Source organism: Mycobacterium sp. (assembly GCF_040509115.1).
In the GTDB taxonomy this organism is placed as follows: domain Bacteria; phylum Actinomycetota; class Actinomycetes; order Mycobacteriales; family Mycobacteriaceae; genus Mycobacterium.
Genome location: NZ_JBEVLO010000352.1, coordinates 1 through 18,235 on the forward strand (window position 1 = coordinate 1; position 18,235 = coordinate 18,235).

The 18,235-nt window shown below is 66.6% G+C and carries 21 protein-coding genes; 6 read left to right on the forward strand and 15 right to left on the reverse strand.

Going from position 1 to position 18,235, the window contains the following annotated elements; translation table 11 throughout:
- The 3 genes from ABW137_RS24555 to ABW137_RS24565 all read right to left on the reverse strand — a co-directional run.
- Positions 1 to 781: DUF222 domain-containing protein (locus tag ABW137_RS24555; RefSeq protein ID WP_526404065.1), on the reverse strand; the 781-nt coding region annotated here is incomplete at its 3' end.
- Between the two features lie 51 nt (positions 782 to 832).
- Positions 833 to 1,480 (reverse strand): SAM-dependent methyltransferase, encoded by a 648-nt coding sequence (locus ABW137_RS24560; protein WP_526404066.1) that lies wholly within the window; start codon positions 1,478 to 1,480, stop codon positions 833 to 835.
- Positions 1,467 to 2,489, reverse strand: a complete 1,023-nt coding sequence (locus tag ABW137_RS24565) for an NAD(P)/FAD-dependent oxidoreductase (RefSeq protein WP_526404067.1) — start codon at positions 2,487 to 2,489, stop codon at positions 1,467 to 1,469. Before ABW137_RS24565 ends, ABW137_RS24560 begins: the two co-directional genes overlap by 14 nt.
- Before the next feature lie 47 nt (positions 2,490 to 2,536).
- Here ABW137_RS24565 and relB point away from each other — a divergent pair, with 47 nt between their 5' ends.
- On the forward strand, positions 2,537 to 3,112 hold the full coding sequence (relB, locus tag ABW137_RS24570) for a type II toxin-antitoxin system RelB family anti-toxin (RefSeq protein WP_526404068.1): 576 nt from the start codon (positions 2,537 to 2,539) through the stop codon (positions 3,110 to 3,112).
- A gap of 16 nt (positions 3,113 to 3,128) precedes the next feature.
- Positions 3,129 to 3,755 carry a TetR/AcrR family transcriptional regulator gene (locus ABW137_RS24575; protein WP_526404069.1) on the forward strand — a complete coding sequence of 209 codons (627 nt, stop codon included), beginning with the start codon at positions 3,129 to 3,131 and terminating at the stop codon, positions 3,753 to 3,755.
- On the opposite strand, the gene ABW137_RS24580 is transcribed toward ABW137_RS24575, so the two are convergent.
- From ABW137_RS24580 to ABW137_RS24590, 3 genes are read right to left on the reverse strand one after another with little or no spacing between them, the layout of a single operon-like run.
- On the reverse strand, positions 3,730 to 4,806 hold the full coding sequence (locus ABW137_RS24580) for a bifunctional RNase H/acid phosphatase (RefSeq protein WP_526404070.1): 1,077 nt from the start codon (positions 4,804 to 4,806) through the stop codon (positions 3,730 to 3,732). The genes ABW137_RS24575 and ABW137_RS24580 overlap by 26 nt on opposite strands.
- Positions 4,803 to 5,540, reverse strand: coding sequence for a zinc ribbon domain-containing protein (locus ABW137_RS24585; RefSeq protein ID WP_526404071.1), 738 nt, complete (start codon positions 5,538 to 5,540; stop codon positions 4,803 to 4,805). The genes ABW137_RS24580 and ABW137_RS24585 overlap by 4 nt, the downstream gene beginning before the upstream one ends.
- Before the next feature lie 5 nt (positions 5,541 to 5,545).
- Entirely contained in the window at positions 5,546 to 6,691 is a 1,146-nt protein-coding gene (locus ABW137_RS24590; protein ID WP_526404084.1) for a Nif3-like dinuclear metal center hexameric protein, read from the reverse strand.
- A gap of 48 nt (positions 6,692 to 6,739) precedes the next feature.
- Between ABW137_RS24590 and ABW137_RS24595 the strand changes: the two genes are divergently transcribed.
- From ABW137_RS24595 to ABW137_RS24605, 3 genes are read left to right on the forward strand one after another with little or no spacing between them, the layout of a single operon-like run.
- Positions 6,740 to 7,387, forward strand: a complete 648-nt coding sequence (locus ABW137_RS24595; protein WP_526404072.1) for an HAD-IA family hydrolase — start codon at positions 6,740 to 6,742, stop codon at positions 7,385 to 7,387.
- Positions 7,380 to 7,874 carry a low molecular weight protein-tyrosine-phosphatase gene (locus ABW137_RS24600; RefSeq protein WP_526404073.1) on the forward strand — a complete coding sequence of 165 codons (495 nt, stop codon included), beginning with the start codon at positions 7,380 to 7,382 and terminating at the stop codon, positions 7,872 to 7,874. The genes ABW137_RS24595 and ABW137_RS24600 overlap by 8 nt, the downstream gene beginning before the upstream one ends.
- A complete protein-coding gene (locus tag ABW137_RS24605) occupies positions 7,874 to 8,707 on the forward strand; it encodes an SURF1 family cytochrome oxidase biogenesis protein (RefSeq protein WP_526404074.1) in 834 nt (277 codons plus the stop codon). The genes ABW137_RS24600 and ABW137_RS24605 overlap by 1 nt, the downstream gene beginning before the upstream one ends.
- 47 nt (positions 8,708 to 8,754) lie before the next feature.
- Here ABW137_RS24605 and ABW137_RS24610 read toward each other — a convergent pair whose 3' ends face one another.
- From ABW137_RS24610 to ABW137_RS24635, 6 genes are all read right to left on the reverse strand, one after another.
- On the reverse strand, positions 8,755 to 9,201 hold the full coding sequence (locus ABW137_RS24610; RefSeq protein ID WP_526404075.1) for a MaoC/PaaZ C-terminal domain-containing protein: 447 nt from the start codon (positions 9,199 to 9,201) through the stop codon (positions 8,755 to 8,757).
- Positions 9,202 to 9,287: 86 nt separating this feature from the next.
- Complete coding sequence (locus tag ABW137_RS24615) at positions 9,288 to 10,625, reverse strand: MFS transporter (protein ID WP_526404076.1); 1,338 nt, start codon at positions 10,623 to 10,625, stop codon at positions 9,288 to 9,290.
- A 57-nt stretch (positions 10,626 to 10,682) separates the two neighbouring features.
- Entirely contained in the window at positions 10,683 to 11,063 is a 381-nt protein-coding gene (locus tag ABW137_RS24620) for an EthD domain-containing protein (protein WP_526404077.1), read from the reverse strand.
- A gap of 43 nt (positions 11,064 to 11,106) precedes the next feature.
- Positions 11,107 to 12,792 (reverse strand): AMP-binding protein, encoded by a 1,686-nt coding sequence (locus tag ABW137_RS24625; protein ID WP_526404078.1) that lies wholly within the window; start codon positions 12,790 to 12,792, stop codon positions 11,107 to 11,109.
- Between the two features lie 177 nt (positions 12,793 to 12,969).
- On the reverse strand, positions 12,970 to 13,701 hold the full coding sequence (locus tag ABW137_RS24630; protein ID WP_526404079.1) for a TetR/AcrR family transcriptional regulator: 732 nt from the start codon (positions 13,699 to 13,701) through the stop codon (positions 12,970 to 12,972).
- Between the two features lie 263 nt (positions 13,702 to 13,964).
- Complete coding sequence (locus ABW137_RS24635; protein ID WP_526404080.1) at positions 13,965 to 14,984, reverse strand: NADP-dependent oxidoreductase; 1,020 nt, start codon at positions 14,982 to 14,984, stop codon at positions 13,965 to 13,967.
- Between the two features lie 134 nt (positions 14,985 to 15,118).
- Between ABW137_RS24635 and ABW137_RS24640 the strand changes: the two genes are divergently transcribed.
- Positions 15,119 to 15,982: a helix-turn-helix domain-containing protein gene (locus tag ABW137_RS24640; RefSeq protein ID WP_526404081.1), complete on the forward strand. Its 864-nt coding sequence runs from the start codon at positions 15,119 to 15,121 to the stop codon at positions 15,980 to 15,982.
- Positions 15,983 to 16,062: 80 nt separating this feature from the next.
- On the opposite strand, the gene ABW137_RS24645 is transcribed toward ABW137_RS24640, so the two are convergent.
- The 3 genes from ABW137_RS24645 to ABW137_RS24655 form a co-directional block, all read right to left on the reverse strand.
- Positions 16,063 to 16,284 (reverse strand): hypothetical protein, encoded by a 222-nt coding sequence (locus ABW137_RS24645; protein WP_526404082.1) that lies wholly within the window; start codon positions 16,282 to 16,284, stop codon positions 16,063 to 16,065.
- 111 nt (positions 16,285 to 16,395) lie between these two features.
- Complete coding sequence (locus tag ABW137_RS24650; RefSeq protein ID WP_526404083.1) at positions 16,396 to 17,796, reverse strand: protoporphyrinogen/coproporphyrinogen oxidase; 1,401 nt, start codon at positions 17,794 to 17,796, stop codon at positions 16,396 to 16,398.
- A 4-nt stretch (positions 17,797 to 17,800) separates the two neighbouring features.
- Positions 17,801 to 18,172 carry an undecaprenyl diphosphate synthase family protein gene (locus tag ABW137_RS24655; RefSeq protein ID WP_526404085.1) on the reverse strand — a complete coding sequence of 124 codons (372 nt, stop codon included), beginning with the start codon at positions 18,170 to 18,172 and terminating at the stop codon, positions 17,801 to 17,803.
- Positions 18,173 to 18,235: the final 63 nt, after the last annotated feature.

The following is an 18,235-nucleotide window of genomic DNA, read 5'->3' on the forward strand; positions in this document are numbered from 1 at the left end:
TGCGAGCGGAATCGGTGCTGCCGCCGACGAGACTCTCGTCGGTCAGGACCACGTTGACCGCGACGGGCACCGGCACCTCGGCGGGTCGCCCAGTCACCCTCTCCACCAGGGTGTCGGCCATGACCTGTCCGCGGCCGCGGCCGTCGCCGCAGCTGTCGGCCATGCGCTTGAGCGAGGCGTAGACGGCCACGCCCTGGGGCATCGGTAGCAATGCGGTCACGTACGTCATGGCGTCCGGGGCCGGTCGGATCGTGACCGTGCGCTCGCGCTCTGCTCGCACCGCGCGGTCGACGATGGCCTGCGGGTCCAATTCGTAGGCGATCGACTTGGCGTCGGCCTCGATGCGCCTGTCTCCCTTGCCCTCCAACACGGCTTGGTCGGCGCACATTCGGGCATCCAGGGTGCGGCGATCCTCGACGTCCAGACACGCCGATTCCCGAACGATCAGGGTGGCCCGCCACTCCGAGAGCACCCCGGCCGCCAACGCCGCCAAGGTGTGCGGCATCTCGTGGACCAGGGCGAGGGCGAACCCGACGTGCCTGCCACCCCTATTCGGCGAGTCCCGCCGCGCCAACGCCACCTCAGACGCCAGGCCCTTGCCCCGCTTGGCCGCCGGGACCCCTTGTCGGGCCTCCCGAGCCCGACGAAGCGCATCGAACTCCGCGGTCAACACCGCCTGCTCGGCCGCGGCCGACGACTTCAGACGCTCTAGCTCGGCGATGCGCTCGACCAGTCTCGCCTCCTCGGCGATCCGGCCGACCGACGCCATCGAATCGAACATGCGTTCGACTGTACCTCGACCCTCTGACAGGTCCAAAGCTCAATTGGGTGGTCAACTCCGACGCAGCACCATGATGTTGTCCCACCAGGTGAACGGTGCACCATCCGGGTCGACGCCGTCCCTGCCCAGCTTCTCGACGCGCACCCGCTCCCATTCCGATGCGGGCAGAGCAAGCTCGGCGAGCACTTCCTCGGCACTGGGGAATGGATGATCGTGGACCATCTTCTTCGCAAACGGTGGCGCTTCGGCGTGGTCGACGACGATGAGTACGCCACCGGGCGCCAGAGCGCTCGCGGCCTTGCGAAGGATCTGTGGGCGCTCGAGCCGCACCGTCGAGTGCAGGAATTGCGCCGAGACCAGATCGTAGGTCCCGTCGGGGAAGCTGTCGGACAGGTCGTGGCGCTGGAACTCCACGCGGTCTGCCACGCCCCGTTCGCGCGCCAGCTCGGCGGCTCTGGCGAGCGCCGTCTCGGCGATGTCGACGGCGGTGACCCGCCAGCCCCGCTCGGCCAGCCAAACGGCGTCGCCGCCCTCGCCGCAGCCAAGGTCGAGCACGCGGCCGGGGGCCAGCTCCGCGACCACCTCGGCGAAGTGCTTGTTGACACGCCCGCTCCAGATCCGTTCGCGCTCACCGTAGTGCGCTTCCCAGTACTCCCTGGCAGGTGTGTCGTCCTGGGTGTGGTGGTCATGCGGGGACATGAGTGCTCTCCTCCTGGTTGGACTGGTTGGACTGGTTGGACTGGTTGGAGTTGGGCCATGGCGGGACGGGGAGTCCGACCTCGTCGGCGAGCAGGCTCTGCACCACCGCGGCCGCGGCCAGTGAGCCACCCGCCACGGCAGCGGCGACCTGCGGCATACCGGCGCCGACGTCGCCTGCGGCGAACACCCCGGCGACCGAGGTGCGTTGGAAGGCATCGACCTCGATGGCGTCCGCGGTGATGGGGTTCGGCGGCGCCGTCGCAACCCCGAGTTGGGCGGCGAGCGGCGAGCGTTGGTGCAACGAGGTGGCGACCAGGACGCCGCGGCGCGCGAGGCTCTCCCCGCCCGCGAACACCACGGCTGTCAATTCCCCTGCCTCGGAGCGCATTTCCGCAACCTCCCGCTCGTCGATGGCGACGCCGGCGGCAGCCAGCTGCTCGCGCTGACCGGCGTCGAGCTCGGCCGCGCCGTCGGTGAGGACCACGACGTCGTCGGTCCAGCCGCGCAACATCAGCGCCGAGTGCATGGCGCGGTCGCCATCGGCGAGGACGGCCAGCGGTTGGTCTCGGAGCTCCCAGCCGTGGCAGAACGGGCAGTGGAACGCCGAACTGCCCCACAGTTCGGCGAGCCCAGGAATCGACGGCGTGCGGTAGTCCATTCCGGTGGCGAGCAACAGTCGTCTCGTCCGCTCGCGGCCACCGTCGGCCAGCTCGATCGCGAAGCCAGCGCCGTCGGCCACGGCCGACGTCACCTCGCCGGCGCGAAACCGAACGCTGGGGTACTTGGCCAGTTCGGCCCGGCCCGTCTCGTAGAGCTGTGCGGGTGGACGACCGTCCTGGCCGAGCAGGCCGCCGATGCCATGCGCGGCCAAATTGCTCTGCTCGCCTGCGTCGACCACCAGGGTGCGGCGGCGGGCCCGGCCGAGCACCAGCGCGGCGCTCAGTCCGGCGGCACCGCCTCCGACCACCACGCAGTCCCAGTCGGCGTTCGAGGCGTCCGTGAATGTCATGACGTCCACCTTGCCGACAGATGCACGATCTGCCAACATCGTTTGCCATGCAGGCAAAGGGCACCGATGACGTCGACCTCCGGGTGCGGCGACGGCTCCGCGAGCTGCGCACCCAGCGCGGCCTCACCCTCGAGGAGGTAGCGACGAGCGCCGACATCGACGTGTCGACGTTGAGCCGGCTGGAATCGGGCAAGCGGCGGCTGGCGCTGGATCACCTGCCGCGCCTGGCGTCGGCACTCTCGGTCAGCACCGACGACCTGCTGCGCGCCCCCGACGCCGAGGACCCGCGGGTGAAGGGCGCCGCGAAGACCCGGCACGGCGTGACGTACTGGCCGCTCACCCACAGCGGACCCGCAGGCGGCCTGCACGCATTCAAGATCCGCGTGAGCGCACGGCGCCGTACCCCGCCCGACGAACTACCCGTGCACGACGGTCAGGACTGGGTTTACGTCCTCTCCGGCCGCATGCGACTGATTCTCGGCGAGCGCGACTTCATCATCAAACCGGGTGAGGCCGTTGAGTTCTCGACGTGGACGCCGCACTGGTTCGGCACCGTGGACGGTCCGGTCGAGGCCGTGGCGATCTTCGGGCCGCACGGCGAGCGCCTGCACCTGCACACCTGACACTAAAGTGGGTCGCGTGTCCTTGATCTCGGCTCGTGGCGGCTCGGCGTCGTCGTCGCGTTGGACTGCGCGCGAGTCGGAGTTGTTGGCGGTGACGCTGCGACTGCTGCAGCAACACGGCTACGACGGTTTGACGTTGGAGGCGGTGGCTACGGAGGCCAAGGCGAGCAAGGCCACCATGTATCGCCGGTGGCCGTCGAAGGCCGACCTGGTGATCGCGGCGTTCATCGAGGGGACGCAGGCACCGACGGACCCGCCACGCACCGGCTCGCTGCGTGGCGACCTGCTGGAGATCGGCAGGCTGATCAGCAACAAGGCGCCCGAACACGCCAGCATCATGCGCGGCGTCCTGACCGAGTTGTCGCGCATCCCCGAGCTCAGTGACGTTCTGCAGCAAGAGTTCGTCCATCAGCGCAAGGTGCTGATGACCAAGGTGCTGACCGATGCGGTCGACCGTGGCGAGATCGATGCCGAGGTCATCAGCGACGAGATCTGGGACGTGTTGCCGGGCTACCTGGCGTTCCGCTTCCTGATGCCCGGGCGCCCACCGACGGACGAAACGGTCCGCGCGCTGGTCGACGAGGTCTTGCTGCCCAGCCTGACCCGGACCAGAAAGCTCACTCCAGATATGCCGTCTGATTGACCAGCCGCACCGATGCGACGCCGTCGGGATAGAACTCGGCGACCGACAGCGAGGCGAGATCGAGGTGCAGGCGGTAGAGGATGCCCTCCCCCGCGTCCAGCGCCAGCCGCAACACCGTCTTGATCGGCGTCACGTGCGACACGACGAGCACGGTCGCGTCGCCGTACTCCGAGATGATCCTGGTGCGCGCGCGGCGGACCCGTTGCGCGACGGCATCGAAGCTTTCGCCGCCGGGCGGGGCGATGCTGGTATCGCGCAACCACTTACCGTGCACTGCCGGATCCCGTTGCGCCGCTTCGCCGAACGTCAGGCCCTCCCACTCACCGAAGTCGGTCTCGATCAGGTCGTCGTCGACAACGACGTCCAGGCCGAGCGTCTTGGCTGCCGCCGTCGCGGTGTCATAGGCGCGCTGCAGAGGTGACGACACGACCGCCGTGATCCCGCCGCGCTCCCCCAGATACCGGGCCGCGGCGGCGGCCTGCTGACGGCCCAGGTCGGTGAGCGCCGGGTTGCCGCGGCCCGAGTATCGCCGCTGGATCGACAGCTCGGTCTGACCGTGACGCAACAGGAGGAACCGGGTTGGCGCTCCGCGCGCTCCGGTCCAGCCCGCCGGTGAGGCCGCCTCGGCTGCGGGCGCTGCCGACGACTCGGCCGCCGCGTCCATGGCCTCGTTGGCCAACCGGTCGGCGTGCGCGTTGCGGGCCCGCGGGATCCAGCTGAACGTGATGGAGTCGAACGCCCTGGCCAGGTCGTCGGCCCGTTGCCGCAGCGGCACCAGGTCGGGATGCTTGACGCGCCAACGACCCGACATCTGTTCGACCACCAGTTTGGAGTCCAGTTGGGCCGCAACGTCGGTCGCACCCATCTCGGCGGCTGCCTCCAGGCCCGCGATCAGACCGCGGTACTCGGCGACGTTGTTGGTGGCGTGGCCGATGCTGTCCTTGCTCTCGGCGAGCACCCGCTCGTGGTCGGCCGACCAGACCACGGCGCCGTATCCGGCGGGCCCGGGGTTGCCGCGCGACCCACCGTCGGCCTCGACGATCACCCTCATTCGCTGAAGTCCCTGACCCGCACCAGGATTGCCGAACATTCGGGGCACCGCTGCACGTCGTCCTCGGGGGCCGCGGAGATCCGGGCCAGCTCTCCTCTGTCGATCTCGATGCGGCATGCCCCACACCGCTTGCCCTGCAATCGTCCTGCGCCGACACCGCCGCCTGCCCGCTGTCGCTCGTAGAGCGCCACCAACCCGGCGTCGAGTGACGCGACCAGTTCGTCGCGCCGGGCCTGGGCCTGATGGCGGGCGTCATCGATGACCACCAGCGCTTCGTCGCGGGCTGCCTGCGCGGTCGCGAGCCGGTCCTGCAGATCGTCGATGCGGGCCAACTGCGCGGCCTGGTCGGTCTGCAGCGACTCGCGGTGCTCCATGATCTCCAACAGCGAATCCTCAAGGCTGCCTTGGCGACGCTGCAGCGTGTCCAGTTCGTGTTGCAACTCGGCAATGTGCTTGACGTCCACCGTGCCACCGTCCAGCAGGCCGCGGTCGCGGTCCTCGCGTTTGCGAACGGACTCGATCTCGCTCTCGAACTTGGCGATCTGCCCGTCGAGGTCGTCGAGGGCGATGCCGACGGCGGCGAGCTTGTCGTTCGCCTCGCGATGTTCGGCCTGGACCGCATCGAAGGCCTTCTGCTCGTCGAGATGGCCTGCGCGGTACGTCAGACGGCTCAGATCGGCGTCGACTGCGGCGAGTTCGATGATCGAACGTTGTTGTAGCTGATCGGCTTTCATTTGTTCTACGCGTCCTTCTCTATGTTCCATGGATCCGTCCGGACCTGACTGACCCGCACCGCAAGCGCCTCACCGAAGTGGCTGCGCAGCACTTCTGCGGCTTGATCGCACCACGGCCGTTCACTCGCCCAGTGTGCGACGTCCACCAGCGCCACGTCGGACACCCGCAGATGCTCGTCGGCGGGGTGGTGGCGCAGATCCGCCGTCAGGTAGGCCTGTACGCCAGCCCCTGCCACCTCGTCGAGCAGCGAGTCCCCCGCTCCCCCACACACCGCGACCCTGGACACCATCGCGTCGGGATCACCCGCGGCCCGCACGCCCCATGACGCCGCGGGCAGCCGGTCGGCGACACGAGCAACGAAGGCCGCCAACGATTCCGGTTCGGGCAGGGCACAAATGCGGCCGATGCCGACGTCCGTGGGCAGTGCCGCGAGCTCGAGCACGTCGAACGCGGGCTCCTCGTACGGGTGCGCGCCGCGGATCGCAGTCAGCACCGCGGCCCGCACCTTGGCGGGCGCGATCATCTCGATGCGGGCCTCTGGCAGCCGTTCGAGTGCACCGACGGCGCCAACGGCCGGAGATGCCCCGTCGAGTGGGAGGAACTGACCGGTTCCCGCGACGGTCCAGCTGCAGTGCGAGTAGTCGCCGATGTGACCGGCACCCGCACCGAACATCGCCTCGCGGACGGCATCGGCGTGCTCTGGGTTCGCGGTGGGCACGTAGACCACCCACTTGTCGCGCCGCACCCCGTCGGCGACGGGCGAGAGCACGCCCTCGACGGTCACTCCCAATGTGTCGGCGAGGGCATCCGAGACCCCGGGCGATGCCGCGTCCGCGTTGGTGTGCGCGGTGAACAGCGCCGCACCGCTGCGGATCAGGCGGTGCAGCAGCGCTCCCTTTGCGGTGTCGGCGGCCACGGTGTCCACCCCGCGCAGCAGCAGCGGGTGGTGAGCCAGCAGCAGGCCGCCGTCGGGCACCTCGGACACCACGTCGGGGGTGGCGTCGACGGCGATCGTCACGGATTCGACCACCTCGGCGCGGTCGCCGCAGACCAGCCCGACGGAATCCCACGACGCGGCCAAACCCGGTGGATAGGCGGCATCGAGCAGGTCGATGACGTCGCCCAACAGGGGACCCGACCGAACGCTCACCGCCGACCGGAAGGGACTGTCCACAACAAGACAGTAGACAATGGACGCGTGAGTCCCCAGCTAGTCCTATTCGACCTCGACGGCACCCTCACCGATTCCGCGGAAGGGATCGTCGCCAGCTTTCGCCACGCCCTCGCCGAAATCGGCGCAGAAGTGCCCGACGGTGACCTCGCGGGCCGCATCGTCGGGCCTCCGATGCTCGTCACCCTGAGGTCCATGGGGCTCGGTGACCGCGCCGAGGAGGCGTTCACCGCGTATCGGGCGGACTACACGACCAGGGGCTGGTCGATGAACGCCCTGTTCGAAGGCATCGCCGACCTGTTGACCGATCTCCGTGCCGCGGGAGTGCGGTTGGCGGTCGCCACGTCCAAGAACGAGGTGACGGCGCGGCGGATCATCGAACACTTCGGCATCGGGGACTTCTTCGAGGTGATCGCGGGCGCGAGCACGGACGGTGTCCGGTCGTCGAAGGCCGACGTCGTCGCGCACGCGCTGGGCCAGCTGGGACCACTGCCGGAACGCGTACTCATGGTCGGCGACCGCTCGCACGACGTGATCGGCGCCGCGGCGCACGGCATCGACACCGTGATCGTCGAATGGGGGTACGGCGCGGACGACTTCGGGGCCGAAGATTCGGTGCTTCCGTTCAAGCACGTGTCCTCGGTCGACGGGCTTCGGGAGGTGCTGGGTGTCTGACCCTCTGCACGTGACGTTCGTCTGCTCGGGAAACATCTGCCGCTCGCCGATGGCCGAGAAGATGTTCGCCCACCAGATCGAGCAGCGGGGGCTGTCGGACGCGGTGCGCGTGACCAGTGCTGGCACCGGCAACTGGCATGCCGGCGACCCCGTCCACGACCTCACCGCGCAGGTGCTGGCCGAGAACGGCTATCCCACCCTGCACCGCGCCGCCGTACTCGACGACGACCACCTCGGCGCCGACCTGGTGATCGCGATGGGGCGCAACCACGTCCGCATCCTGAACGATCTCGGGGTACCGCAGGCGCGGATCCGCATGATGCGTTCGTTCGATCCCCGGTCCGCCGCGCATCCGCTGGACGTCGAGGATCCGTACTACGGCTCGTCTGCGGACTATCAGGAGACCTTCGCAGTCATCGATGCCTCGCTGCCGGGGTTGCACGACTGGGTCGACGAACAGCTCGCCGGGCGGAGGGCCGCAGGCTGATGCGTGCGACGCGTAGGTGGGCGTTCCTCTTCAAGCCGCAGTGGCTTGCGCTGTACGTCGTCGTGATCGCGTTCGCCTACCTGTGCTTCACCGTGCTGGCGCCGTGGCAGCTCGGCAAGAACACCACGACGTCCCGCGAGAATCAGCAGGTCGCCGATTCGCTGTCGCAGGACCCGGTGCCGGTCACCACCCTTCTACCACAACAGGATTCGGCCGCCCCTGCTCAGCAGTGGCGGCAGGTGACGGCCACCGGCACCTACCAGGCCGACGCGCAGGTACTGGCCCGACTGCGGGTCGTCAACGGTGAGCCCGCGTACGAGGTGCTGGTCCCGTTCCACGTCGACGGCGGCCCCACCGTCCTGGTCGACCGCGGCTACGTCAAACCCGACAAGGGCACCGCGGTCCCCGAGTTCGATCCGCCGCCAACGGGCACGGTGACCATCACCGCGCGACTGAGGGATCCAGAGGAGGTCCCGGTCGGCAAGGACCCGTTCCGCGAGGACGGCATTCAGCAGGTGTACTCGATCAGCACCGCGCAGATCTCACGGGTGACCGGTGTTCCGCTGGCGGGCTCATACCTTCAGCTCGTCGAGGACCAGCCGGGCGGTCTCGGCGTCGTCCCGCTGCCGCACCTGGACGCAGGACCTTTCCTCTCGTACGGCATCCAGTGGATCGCGTTTGGCATCATTGCGCCGATCGGCGTCGGCTACTTCGTGGTCGCCGAGGTCAAGCAACGACGCCGCGAGAAGTCCTACGACGATTCCCGCGCCGCGAGTCCGGCTCCCCCCACCACCGCGGACAAGCTCTCCGACCGGTACGGCCGGCGGCGCTGAGTGCCGGTCCGCTCGCAAATCCGCGAGCCGTCGAACGCGGCGGAATGTCATTGTCGCCGAAGGACGTAGGACTCCACGTCGATCGTCATGAGCACGACATCGCCATGCAACACGGCGCCCTTCTTCCTCACCAGGGAGCGCGTCGGCGAGTCGGGCGTCACGGATTCGATCTGGACGGTCGCCTGCACCGTGGTGTCCGGGCGCAACGGGCGAGTGAGTTCCACGTCCCTGACGGCTCGGCCCGCAATCACGGCCCAGTCGCGGTACAGGCGCAGGACGCAGAGGCGTTGAAAGATGGCGATCGTGTGCAGGCCACTGCCGATCAGGTCGCCGAATCGGGTGTGCCGCGCGAATTCCTCGTCGATGTGAAACGGTTGCGGATCCCACTGCGTCGCGAACGCAACGATCTCCTCGCGCGCGACCGTGTACTCGCCGAGTTCCAACAATCTGCCGACCGGCAAGTCCTCCGCCCTCAACAACCTGTCGTCCACCATCGGCTCAGCCTACCGGTCTTTTGACTGCACCGTCGATGATCCGACGCTGACGGGACTCACGAGTGGCGAGGACCACCCGGCGTCCGTCAGGTCGTCTCGGTCACCTCGGGCGCAAGGTCCGGATGGGCTGGTCGCGCGAGGACGGCGATGAACGAGGCAACGACCACGGCCGATCCGTAAGCAGTGACCGCGAAGACGTTGCCGCCTGACACCTCGAGGAGACTGGCGGCCGCAAAGGGCGCGGTGCCCCCGAAGATGACCCCCGACACGGCGTATGACATCGCTGAGCCCATGTAGCGCAGTCGAACTGGGAACGCGTCGGCGAAGAATGACGCCTGGGCTGCCTGACCGAAGATCACCGACGCGACCGAGCCTGCCATGAAGATCGCGATGAGTACCACGTTTCTGGTACTCACCAAGGGGAACAACGGGATGAAGAACAGGCCGACACCCACCATCGCGATCAGCATGGTGTTCCTGGCGCCGATCCGGTCGGCCACCCGCCCACCGGCCAGTGCACCCGCGATGGCGACCAGCTGCGCGAACACCATGATGGAAAGGGTGGTGCTCCGCGGGAAGTCGGCCTCGGACGTCATGTAGGAGATCCCGAACACGGTGACCATCGGGAAGATCGCGTGCGGCCCGGCCCAGGAGAACAGCAGAAGAAGAGTCGTCTTGGGCTGTACCCGAAACACGTGGAACGTGCTGGGCCGTTCCTCCGACTTCGATTGCGCCGCTTCGAATTCCGGCGTCTCATCGACCCGTGAGCGAACCCACCCAGCGACGGCGAGCAGGATGAACGCAGCGACGAGTGGTATCCGCCAGCCCCATGCGACGAAGGCCTCGTCGCTCATCACGGCGGTCAGGCCGGCCAGCCCCAGATTCGCCACCAGTTGCGCGATGGGCGAGGCCACCGCCACGAAGGATCCGGCACGGCCGCGGCGATCCTTCGGGGCGTGCTCGAGTGCGAGCAACTGGGCGCCGCAAATCTCACCGCCCGCCGCAATCCCCTGCGCGAACCGCAGAGCGACGAGCAGGACGGGAGCCAGGATGCCGATCGTGGCGTGACTGGGCAGCAACCCCACCAGCACCGAGGACAACCCCATGAGCCACAGAGTGCCGTTGAGTGCCCTGCGACGCCCGAAGCGATCACCGATCACAGCGAAGATGAACGCGCCCAACGGCCGCGCCAGGAACCCCACACCGAAGGTGGCGAAGGAAGCAAGGAGCGCGGCTGGACCGTCCAGTTCCTTGAAGAACAACTCAGGGAAGACGATGGCCGACAACAGCCCGAAGATCGCGAAGTCGAAGTACTCGAGAAGCGTGCCCATCGACGCGGCGAAAGCTGCGCGCCGTTCCATCGACCGACTCTTCTTCGGTACTGCGCTCGGTCGCGACACCGCCGACTCGACCAACTCGTCCATGCCTTGCCTCGATTCTCCGCGGGTCCTACCGTTCCCCGTCGTGGGCAACTGACACCACTAACCAGCAGCTCCCGGTCGTGGAAACTCGGTCTCGCACTCCTCCTCGACCGTGTGCTTGTAGATGTGGGCGCGATCGAAGAGCTTCTCCTCGTCGGCCGCGATGAGCGCACGAAACTCGGGATCCAGTGCCCCGCCGTAGTAGGAATCGAACCAGTCGTCTTCGACCCAGAGCTCCATCAAGGCGTCGAACCCCGAGGAATGGACCTCGCCAGATATTGCATCCAGCGACGGCGCCAGATACCGGCGCACGTAACGCTTGACCCCTGGCCTCTTCAGATACTCGTCGAAGAGTTTGCAGTGGTGGTTCTCGTAGTAGTCGCGGAACTCCTGGTGGGAGATCCCATCCTTGCGTTTGAAGAGCGTCACTACCTTGATCATGATTCCGTCCTCCACATGCCGACGCTGAAGCGTTTACGCGGTCTCAGACCTGCGCGCGCTCGCGCCCTTCCTCCGCAACGAGCCGTGCGGCTATCCGTTGGCGCAGCTTCACCTTGTCGGTCTTCAACGTCGGCGTCCGGGGCAGCGCGTCGACGATCTCGAGCCTCTCCGGCCACTTGAACTTCGCCACCCCCAGCGCAGCGAAGTGATCTCGTACATCCGCCAGCCGGATGGTGGCGACCCCACCGGCGAGAGTCACGTAGGCACAGGCGCGTTCGCCGAGGCGCGCGTCAGGCATGGCCACGACGGCTGCGTCCACGATCTCCGGATGCTGGCGAAGGAGCTTCTCCACCTCCTCGGTGCTGATCTTCTCCGCCCCGCGGCTGATGACGTCCTTGATTCGGCCCTCGAGCGCCAGGTACGGCAGCCCCGCATGGTCGATCACCCTTGCCATGTCACCGGTAAGCAGGAATCCGTCATCGAACGCAGTCGCGTTGTGATCGGCGGCATCGAAGTAGCCCGCGATCGTGCTCGGCCCGCGATAGGCCAGAAGGCCGGTCTGACCATTGGGCAGTGGACCAAACGTGGTCGGGTCGACGACTAGCGTCTCATCGTCAGAGTCGAATGTCGGCGTGCCAACCGAGGCAGCTCGAAGATCCGGTGGGGCCGCAAAGCGAGTCGTCGTGTAGGGGCCTTCGGCCATGCCCCACGTTTGACCCATCCAGATGTTCTGCGCGGCAATGCGTTCGACCAATGCCGACGGTGGCTTGGAGCCCGAGTAGATCAGGAACTGCAGAGTGGCGGCGACCTCGTTCCACCGTGGATGATCGAACCACGGCTCCATCGGGCTGATCACCATCATGTCCGAGACGCCGGCGTGGACGAGCGCGGCAATCGTGTCGTCGTGGTTGCCGAACGGTAGCGGTACGACGCACCCGCCGACGGAGTGCGCGCCGAACAGCGCGTTGACGACACCGGCGTTGTGCAGGATCGGCATGACGTGCGCCGTTCGGGATCTCCAGTCACGACGCAGGGCGCGCGAGTTGAAGAGCGCATTGTTCCAGTACTCGGCATGTAGGCGAGGAATCACCTTCGGCGTACCCGTCGTGCCACCGGATAGCTGGAACACCACGACGTCTTCGTAGTGGATGGACTCTTGCACGGCATCGACGCGCGTGCGCGCGGTGGCCGGCGGAATGTCGTAGCCGACGTCGGTCAACCTGGGGAAGTCTTCTGACGCAGCGCCAATGGCCAAGAGGTGCTGGATCGACGGGTGGGCTGCAGCGTTGGCCAGGGCGATGCCGGTCAGCACACCGTCGGAAACGCCGGTGTCTACGAGATGCGCCACGGGTTGCACGATTTCGCTGATGTGGCCGATCTCGTGTGAGCGGTGCGCAGGAAGCGCCGCCACCGGGACGGCACCGGACTTGAGAAGGGCGTAGAACGCAAGCACGGTCTCGGCGGAGTTGCTTGCCTGGACGACGACGGGCCCACCCACGGGCAGCCCGTTGCCGATCAGCCAGGCGGCGATCTGGTCGGACCGCTCGTCGAGGTCGTCGTAGGTCATCGACCCGTCACGCCCGATCACGGCGTCTCGCTTACCGTGCTCCTCGACGACGGCACGAAACCGGGCGATCGTCGGTTGACGGCTCCACGAACCGGTTTTCAGGTAGCGCGCCACTAGAGCCTCGCCGTGTCGGGCGAGACGGGAATCGCGCCTGATCATCATCGGAGGCCCTCCAAATCGGCGTGGTGATGAGGGTGGATGACCAGAGACACCGGCACCTCACGCCGTCGGGCCACGTGGCCGACGTCACCAATTCATCCTAGGTGTAGATCCTCGGACGTATGCGTCAAGAAGTCAAGAAGATGCCGGTTTTCCGCGCCCTGCCCCGCCGCCGTGGAGTTACCGCGCCTGGTCGCGGTCGATCGCCTGCTCGAGGCGATCGAGATTGTCGCGGATCGTCGCCAACGCGTGCCGTGGGCTGAGGATGTCGCTCTCTCGGCGTTCTGCTCGTTGCAAGCCGCCGACTGCCATGTCAGCGAGCTGACTTGCGATGCCGTCGATACTGGAACTGGATCGATCGGGCTTGTACCAGAAGGCAATCCAGTTGCACATCCCCCAGACGCCCAGCGCCGCGACGCGCGGGTCGACGGGTCTGAACTGTCCGGCCTTGATGCCTTCTTCGATCACCGATTGCACGGCAGCGAGGGTCGCCCTGCGACCTTCGTTGAACTTCTTGGCGCTGGCTGGCGACAGGTCCGATTCGGATCTGACCAGCAGCAGGAAGCGGTCCGTGTTGGCCTCGATGTACCTCACGATCCACGTCGCCATCGCGTGCAGGCGGGTGGCAGGGTCGAGGCCCTTCTTCGCACCGATCGCCCGTAACTCCTTCGCCGGCGCGACCGTCGCCTCGAACACCAATCGGTCGAGCAGGGCCTCCTTGCTCTTGAAGTAGTAATACAGGGCAGGCCGCTTGAGTCCCATGGATTCAGCGACGTCCTGCAGACTGGTACCCGAGAAGCCGCGTTCGGCGAACAACCGGGTGGCGTGTTCGAGCACTTCGTTCTCCATGAGCTGCCGCCGAGTGGAGTTCGACGGCAAGTCCTCGGCAGGCTCGGCCCTCGCCTTGCCCATGTGGCTCTCCTCATCGCTCGGGGCCCACCAGGGCCGCAGCGCCGAGCGTACCCCGACCGGCTTCCAGCGTTGAATATTCAACGCTAGCCGTGTCGACCCGATCGGAGTCGCTGGAACACGACGTCGGCGATGATGAAATCTCTTCCGGTGTGGCGCGAGGAAGGACGCCAGCCAGCTGGGCCACTTCGTCAGGGCGACCAAAACGCTTGAGCGGGAAGATGTTCGGCAACCAAGCGCATGGCCGGGTCACGCCGGCCTCCGATCTAGCCGATCTTCGCGATCATCTTGCCTGTCACGCGGCCGTGGAACATGTCCGGAAAGGCCGTGGGAATGGCCTCGAGCCCCTCGATGAAGTGCTCGGCATAGCGCACCTTGCCGCCCGCCACCGCAGGCGCCAGTTCGGCCAGGAGATCCGCGTAGCTGTCGAAGTAGTCGGGGACCGAGAAACCCCGGACGGTGAGGTCCTTGTACAGCACCGCCCTCATCAGATCTGGCAACCGATCCGGCCCCTCGAAGGCTTCCGTCGCCGTTATTGCCGACATCACGCCTCCCACCACGATCTGGGCCTTCAGGTTTAGATGCGGCAGCAGCGCGGCGACCATCGAGGCACCCACGTTCTCGTAGACCGTGTCGATTCCTTCGGGCACTGCGCGAGCGAGCTGGTCGGCGAAGTCGGGTGCCTTGTAGTCGACGGCGGCGTCCAGGCCGAGATCCTCCAGGAGGTGACGTGACTTTTCGGGACCGCCGGCGACACCCACGACTCGATGTCCCCGTAGCTTGCCGATCTGGGATGCCGCGGAGCCAACGGCGCCTGCAGCGGCGGTCACGACGAGCGTGCCGCCCGGCTTCGGGTCGATGATCTTGGTCAGTCCCACCCACGCCGTGAGACCCGTCATGCCCAGCACTCCGAGATTCGCCGACAGCGGGGCCGCCTCCGGATCGATCGGCCTGAGGTCTGATCCGTCGGACAGTGCGTACTCCTGCCATCCGGACATGCTGCCGACGTAATCGCCCACCGAGAAGGCGGGGTTGTTGCTTAGTTCGACGACCGCGATGGTGAAGCCGAACATGGGGTCGCCAACGTCGATCGGCGGTTGATCGCTGTTCGCGTTGCCCATGATGATGCGGTTGTAGGGATCCATCGAGACCAGCAGGTTTCGGATCAGGACCTCGCGGTCGCCGGGGGTCGGCACCGACCCGTCCACGATGTCGAAGTCGCTGGGCTTCGGGTCTCCGTGTGGCCTCGCCGCTAGCAGGATCTGACGATTGAGCCGATCGCTCATGAAGCTTCCTTTCACAGCAGTGTCTGGTCGCCACCAATGCTCCGTGCGGCCCCGATGGCGGGCCAGAGCCCCCGGGCGCCCTGGTAGTGACAGGGCCCCCTCGTGCCCTCGACGGGGCGCCTACCGTGTGAGGGATGACCGACAAGCCGAATCCGTTGGGTGAGTACCTGCGTGCTCGGCGCGGGCTCGTGACCCCGGATCGCGCGGGCATCAGCGACCAGGGCCGACGCCAGGTGCCCGGTCTGCGGCGTGAAGAGGTGGCCATGCTGGCCGGTATCAGCGCCGAGTACTACCTGCGCCTGGAGCGTGGACGCGACCGCCATCCATCGGTGCAGGTCCTCGAATCCATCGCGCGAGTGCTCCAGCTCGACGACGAGAACTTGTCATACCTGCTGGGCCTGGCGACGCATCAGCCGCGCAGGACACGACGCAGACCGCGTCCCGAGTCCGTGCCGGCGAGCATCGTCATGCTGCTGGAAGGCCTGACCCAACCTGCGTTCGTCGAAGGCCGGTACTTCGACGTCCTGGCCGCCAACACCATCGCCTACGCACTGTCACCACGCCTGACCGTGGGACGAAACCAGTTGCGCGACATGTTCCTCGACCCCGAGGAGATTGCCCTGCACCCAGACTGGGACGGCACGACCGAGTGCCTGATCTCCAGCCTGCGCCGTTCCGTTGGCACCGACGTCGACGACCCCCGGTTCATCGAACTCGTCGGCGAACTGTCCTTGGCCAGTCCGCGGTTCCGCACGATGTGGTCGCGTCACGACGTGGGCGCCCAGCGAGGCGCAGCCACCGTGTTTGATCACCCTCAGGTCGGCGAGATGCAGCTCTACCGCGAACGTCTCGCCGTCAGCGGGGCCCAGGATCTCCACGTGGTCGTCTATCACGCCCAGGCCGGATCCGCGGACGCCGACAAACTCGCGCTTCTGGGCGCCGCGGCGCTGCCACCGAAGTTGGTCACGCGGCAGGTTGCGCAGTCGGATCAGCCTTAGCCGAGGACCGTTGCGCATTCCGCTTCGGCACATCCCGATTGACCGTTGGTGGTGATCGTCCAATCGCAGCCGCCGAGCGATCAGCAGCGGGTCAGAGATCGGTCGACGATGGTGAAGCCGTGTGGAGAGCGCGACGGGGTCGCCCTGGGCTCGAGCACGCTCGACAGTACGGTGCCAAGCGCGGTCGTGATCGCCCCGAGGAGGTTGGCCGTCGACGGAAGGGAGCCACGTCCTACACGCGGACGCGCCGCGCCCGGGTTTCGCAAGGCGTCGGCCAACTCAGTGAACATCGCATTCGTCACGGGTCCTCCTCGAATCATCGGTTTCCGAAATACCCGTCGCTAGCTGCTGCAAACGAAGTGCTTGCTATAGCTAGCGGTGTCGTTGGTCACACCGCGCGGCCGCGCGGTTGCCTAGTCCTTCCGCAGTCCGGCTTCGTGATAACCCCGATCCGTGTTCACCTGCCACGGATCCACGTTCCCACCGAAATATCGGTCGACGCTGTGCATGGCACTCAACATCGCATGGTCTTGATTGTCGTAGCGATGCATCCCGTTGCGCCCGATCGGGTGAAGCGATGGGTAGTTCCGCCGCAGAAAGTCCCGGATTCGACCAACGCTTCTATCCCGAACCGGATCGTAGATCGGGTAGGCGAATCGTGAGCGCACGATCATGACGTGCTCGACGTCGGTGTCGTCTACGCCGAGCGCACGAAGGTCGTCTTCGACGACCGCTCTCAACCGCTCGTCATCCGCTGCAAGCAATTCCGCGTTCGGACCGACGAAATACTCGAATCCCAGGAAGGTGCCGTCCCAACCGTCTGGAGTGAGCCCGCTCGACCAGAGGCCGTAATTCTGAATCCGCCCGGCCTGGAAGGCTTTACCTGGTGTGTAGACCCAGTGGTAGGGAATGTCAAGGTGCTTTCTGATGGCGACGGCGACCGTGATCAAGCCACGGTGTTTCAGAGTTGCGGCCGCCGCCCGAATGGATCTCGGCGGTTTGGGCTGCAAGCACTCCACCAGCGACTGCAGCGGCATGCTCGAGAACAAGGCATCTCCTGAGGCCGTGTCGCCGTTGTGCAGCTTCACCGTCCAGTCTCGGCCGTCGAAGTGGGCCCCGACGACACGTACGTCGAGGCTCGGTGCGGCGCCGACGTCGGCCAATGCCGCCGCCGCTGCTTCCCAGAGTTGCCCCGGCCCGAGTCTGGGGTACCGAAAGACATCCTGGTCTGCGCCATCCAACGGTCTTCGCCGGCGCCAAGTGATCGGCTTTATTCGCTGGTTCGCCCAATCACTGGCTATGTCATCAGGATTCGCTTGCCAGGTCTTGCGGACGTAGCCGTCGAAGAACAGGTTGTACCAGTAGCGACCGAATTCGTGCGTGCCCCATTCGCGGAAGCTGGCGGACTGGTCGACGAAGCCGATCCCCCGCCGCATTCTGAACCACGTCAGGCTGCCAAGTCCGTAGAGCCCGCGCCCAAACCCCAGCTGTGTCAACAGATCGCGGCCGACCAGCGGGTACCGCACGTACTCTCCGTTCACCAGCATGGCCGAGCGCCGAGGCACCGAGATCCACTGGTCGACAGGAAGGAGAGAGTTCCAGAGGTCCAGGACTTCTTCGCTTTTGGTGAAGAATCGGTGACCACCGGGATCAACGCGCCAATCGCCGTTCCGCGGGGTCCGGGCCAGACCTCCGACGCACCCCGTCGCCTCGTACACGCGCGGCGTGACACCTCTCTCAGCCAGCCTGAGAGCGGCGGTGAGCCCGGCGGGGCCAGCGCCGATGATCAACGGTGTTCTCTTCGACTCCGTCACAGCACTACTGACCACGACGCTGCGGAAAGCGTCGATAATCAGCGATGAGCTGGTCGATGTGACATCCCGCGAGCTCGTTCAGCGGCGTCGTCAGGAAAATCAACTGGGCGTACTGGCACTGCATCGGCAGAAATCCACTGAGGAGCGGCTCGGGGCTGGTTCTGATGACCATGTCGACGTCGCCGATGTCGAACGCAGAGTTGATATCGCTGCCCTCCGCCTGCGCTCTCGAATGGGCGGCACGCAGTTCGTCGCGTGCGTCATACGCCGCAAGGATGTTGATCCGAAAGGCTCGACCTGTCATCGCAGTTTCCAAGTCGTGCGCCGCCGCGACGTATCGCTCCGGGAGCAGAGTCCGATCCCCGTGCAGGCGCACGCTGCAGACGGCGGGGTCGAAATGAGCGGGAATCAGTGTGGTGACGAAGTGGGTCGAGGCTGC

Excerpts from the sequence above, each read along its gene's own strand:
- ABW137_RS24610 (WP_526404075.1), bottom strand. The coding sequence starts at position 9,201 with ATGGTGGACGACAGGTTGTTGAGGGCGGAGGACTTGCCGGTCGGCAGA.
- ABW137_RS24560 (WP_526404066.1), bottom strand. The coding sequence starts at position 1,480 with ATGTCCCCGCATGACCACCACACCCAGGACGACACACCTGCCAGGGAG.
- ABW137_RS24615 (WP_526404076.1), bottom strand. The coding sequence starts at position 10,625 with ATGGACGAGTTGGTCGAGTCGGCGGTGTCGCGACCGAGCGCAGTACCG.
- relB (WP_526404068.1), top strand. The coding sequence starts at position 2,537 with ATGCAGGCAAAGGGCACCGATGACGTCGACCTCCGGGTGCGGCGACGG.
- ABW137_RS24605 (WP_526404074.1), top strand. The coding sequence starts at position 7,874 with ATGCGTGCGACGCGTAGGTGGGCGTTCCTCTTCAAGCCGCAGTGGCTT.
- ABW137_RS24640 (WP_526404081.1), top strand. The coding sequence starts at position 15,119 with ATGACCGACAAGCCGAATCCGTTGGGTGAGTACCTGCGTGCTCGGCGC.
- ABW137_RS24625 (WP_526404078.1), bottom strand. The coding sequence starts at position 12,792 with ATGATGATCAGGCGCGATTCCCGTCTCGCCCGACACGGCGAGGCTCTA.
- ABW137_RS24635 (WP_526404080.1), bottom strand. The coding sequence starts at position 14,984 with ATGAGCGATCGGCTCAATCGTCAGATCCTGCTAGCGGCGAGGCCACAC.
- ABW137_RS24580 (WP_526404070.1), bottom strand. The coding sequence starts at position 4,806 with ATGAGGGTGATCGTCGAGGCCGACGGTGGGTCGCGCGGCAACCCCGGG.
- ABW137_RS24620 (WP_526404077.1), bottom strand. The coding sequence starts at position 11,063 with ATGATCAAGGTAGTGACGCTCTTCAAACGCAAGGATGGGATCTCCCAC.
- ABW137_RS24630 (WP_526404079.1), bottom strand. The coding sequence starts at position 13,701 with ATGGGCAAGGCGAGGGCCGAGCCTGCCGAGGACTTGCCGTCGAACTCC.
- ABW137_RS24565 (WP_526404067.1), bottom strand. The coding sequence starts at position 2,489 with ATGACATTCACGGACGCCTCGAACGCCGACTGGGACTGCGTGGTGGTC.
- ABW137_RS24585 (WP_526404071.1), bottom strand. The coding sequence starts at position 5,540 with ATGAAAGCCGATCAGCTACAACAACGTTCGATCATCGAACTCGCCGCA.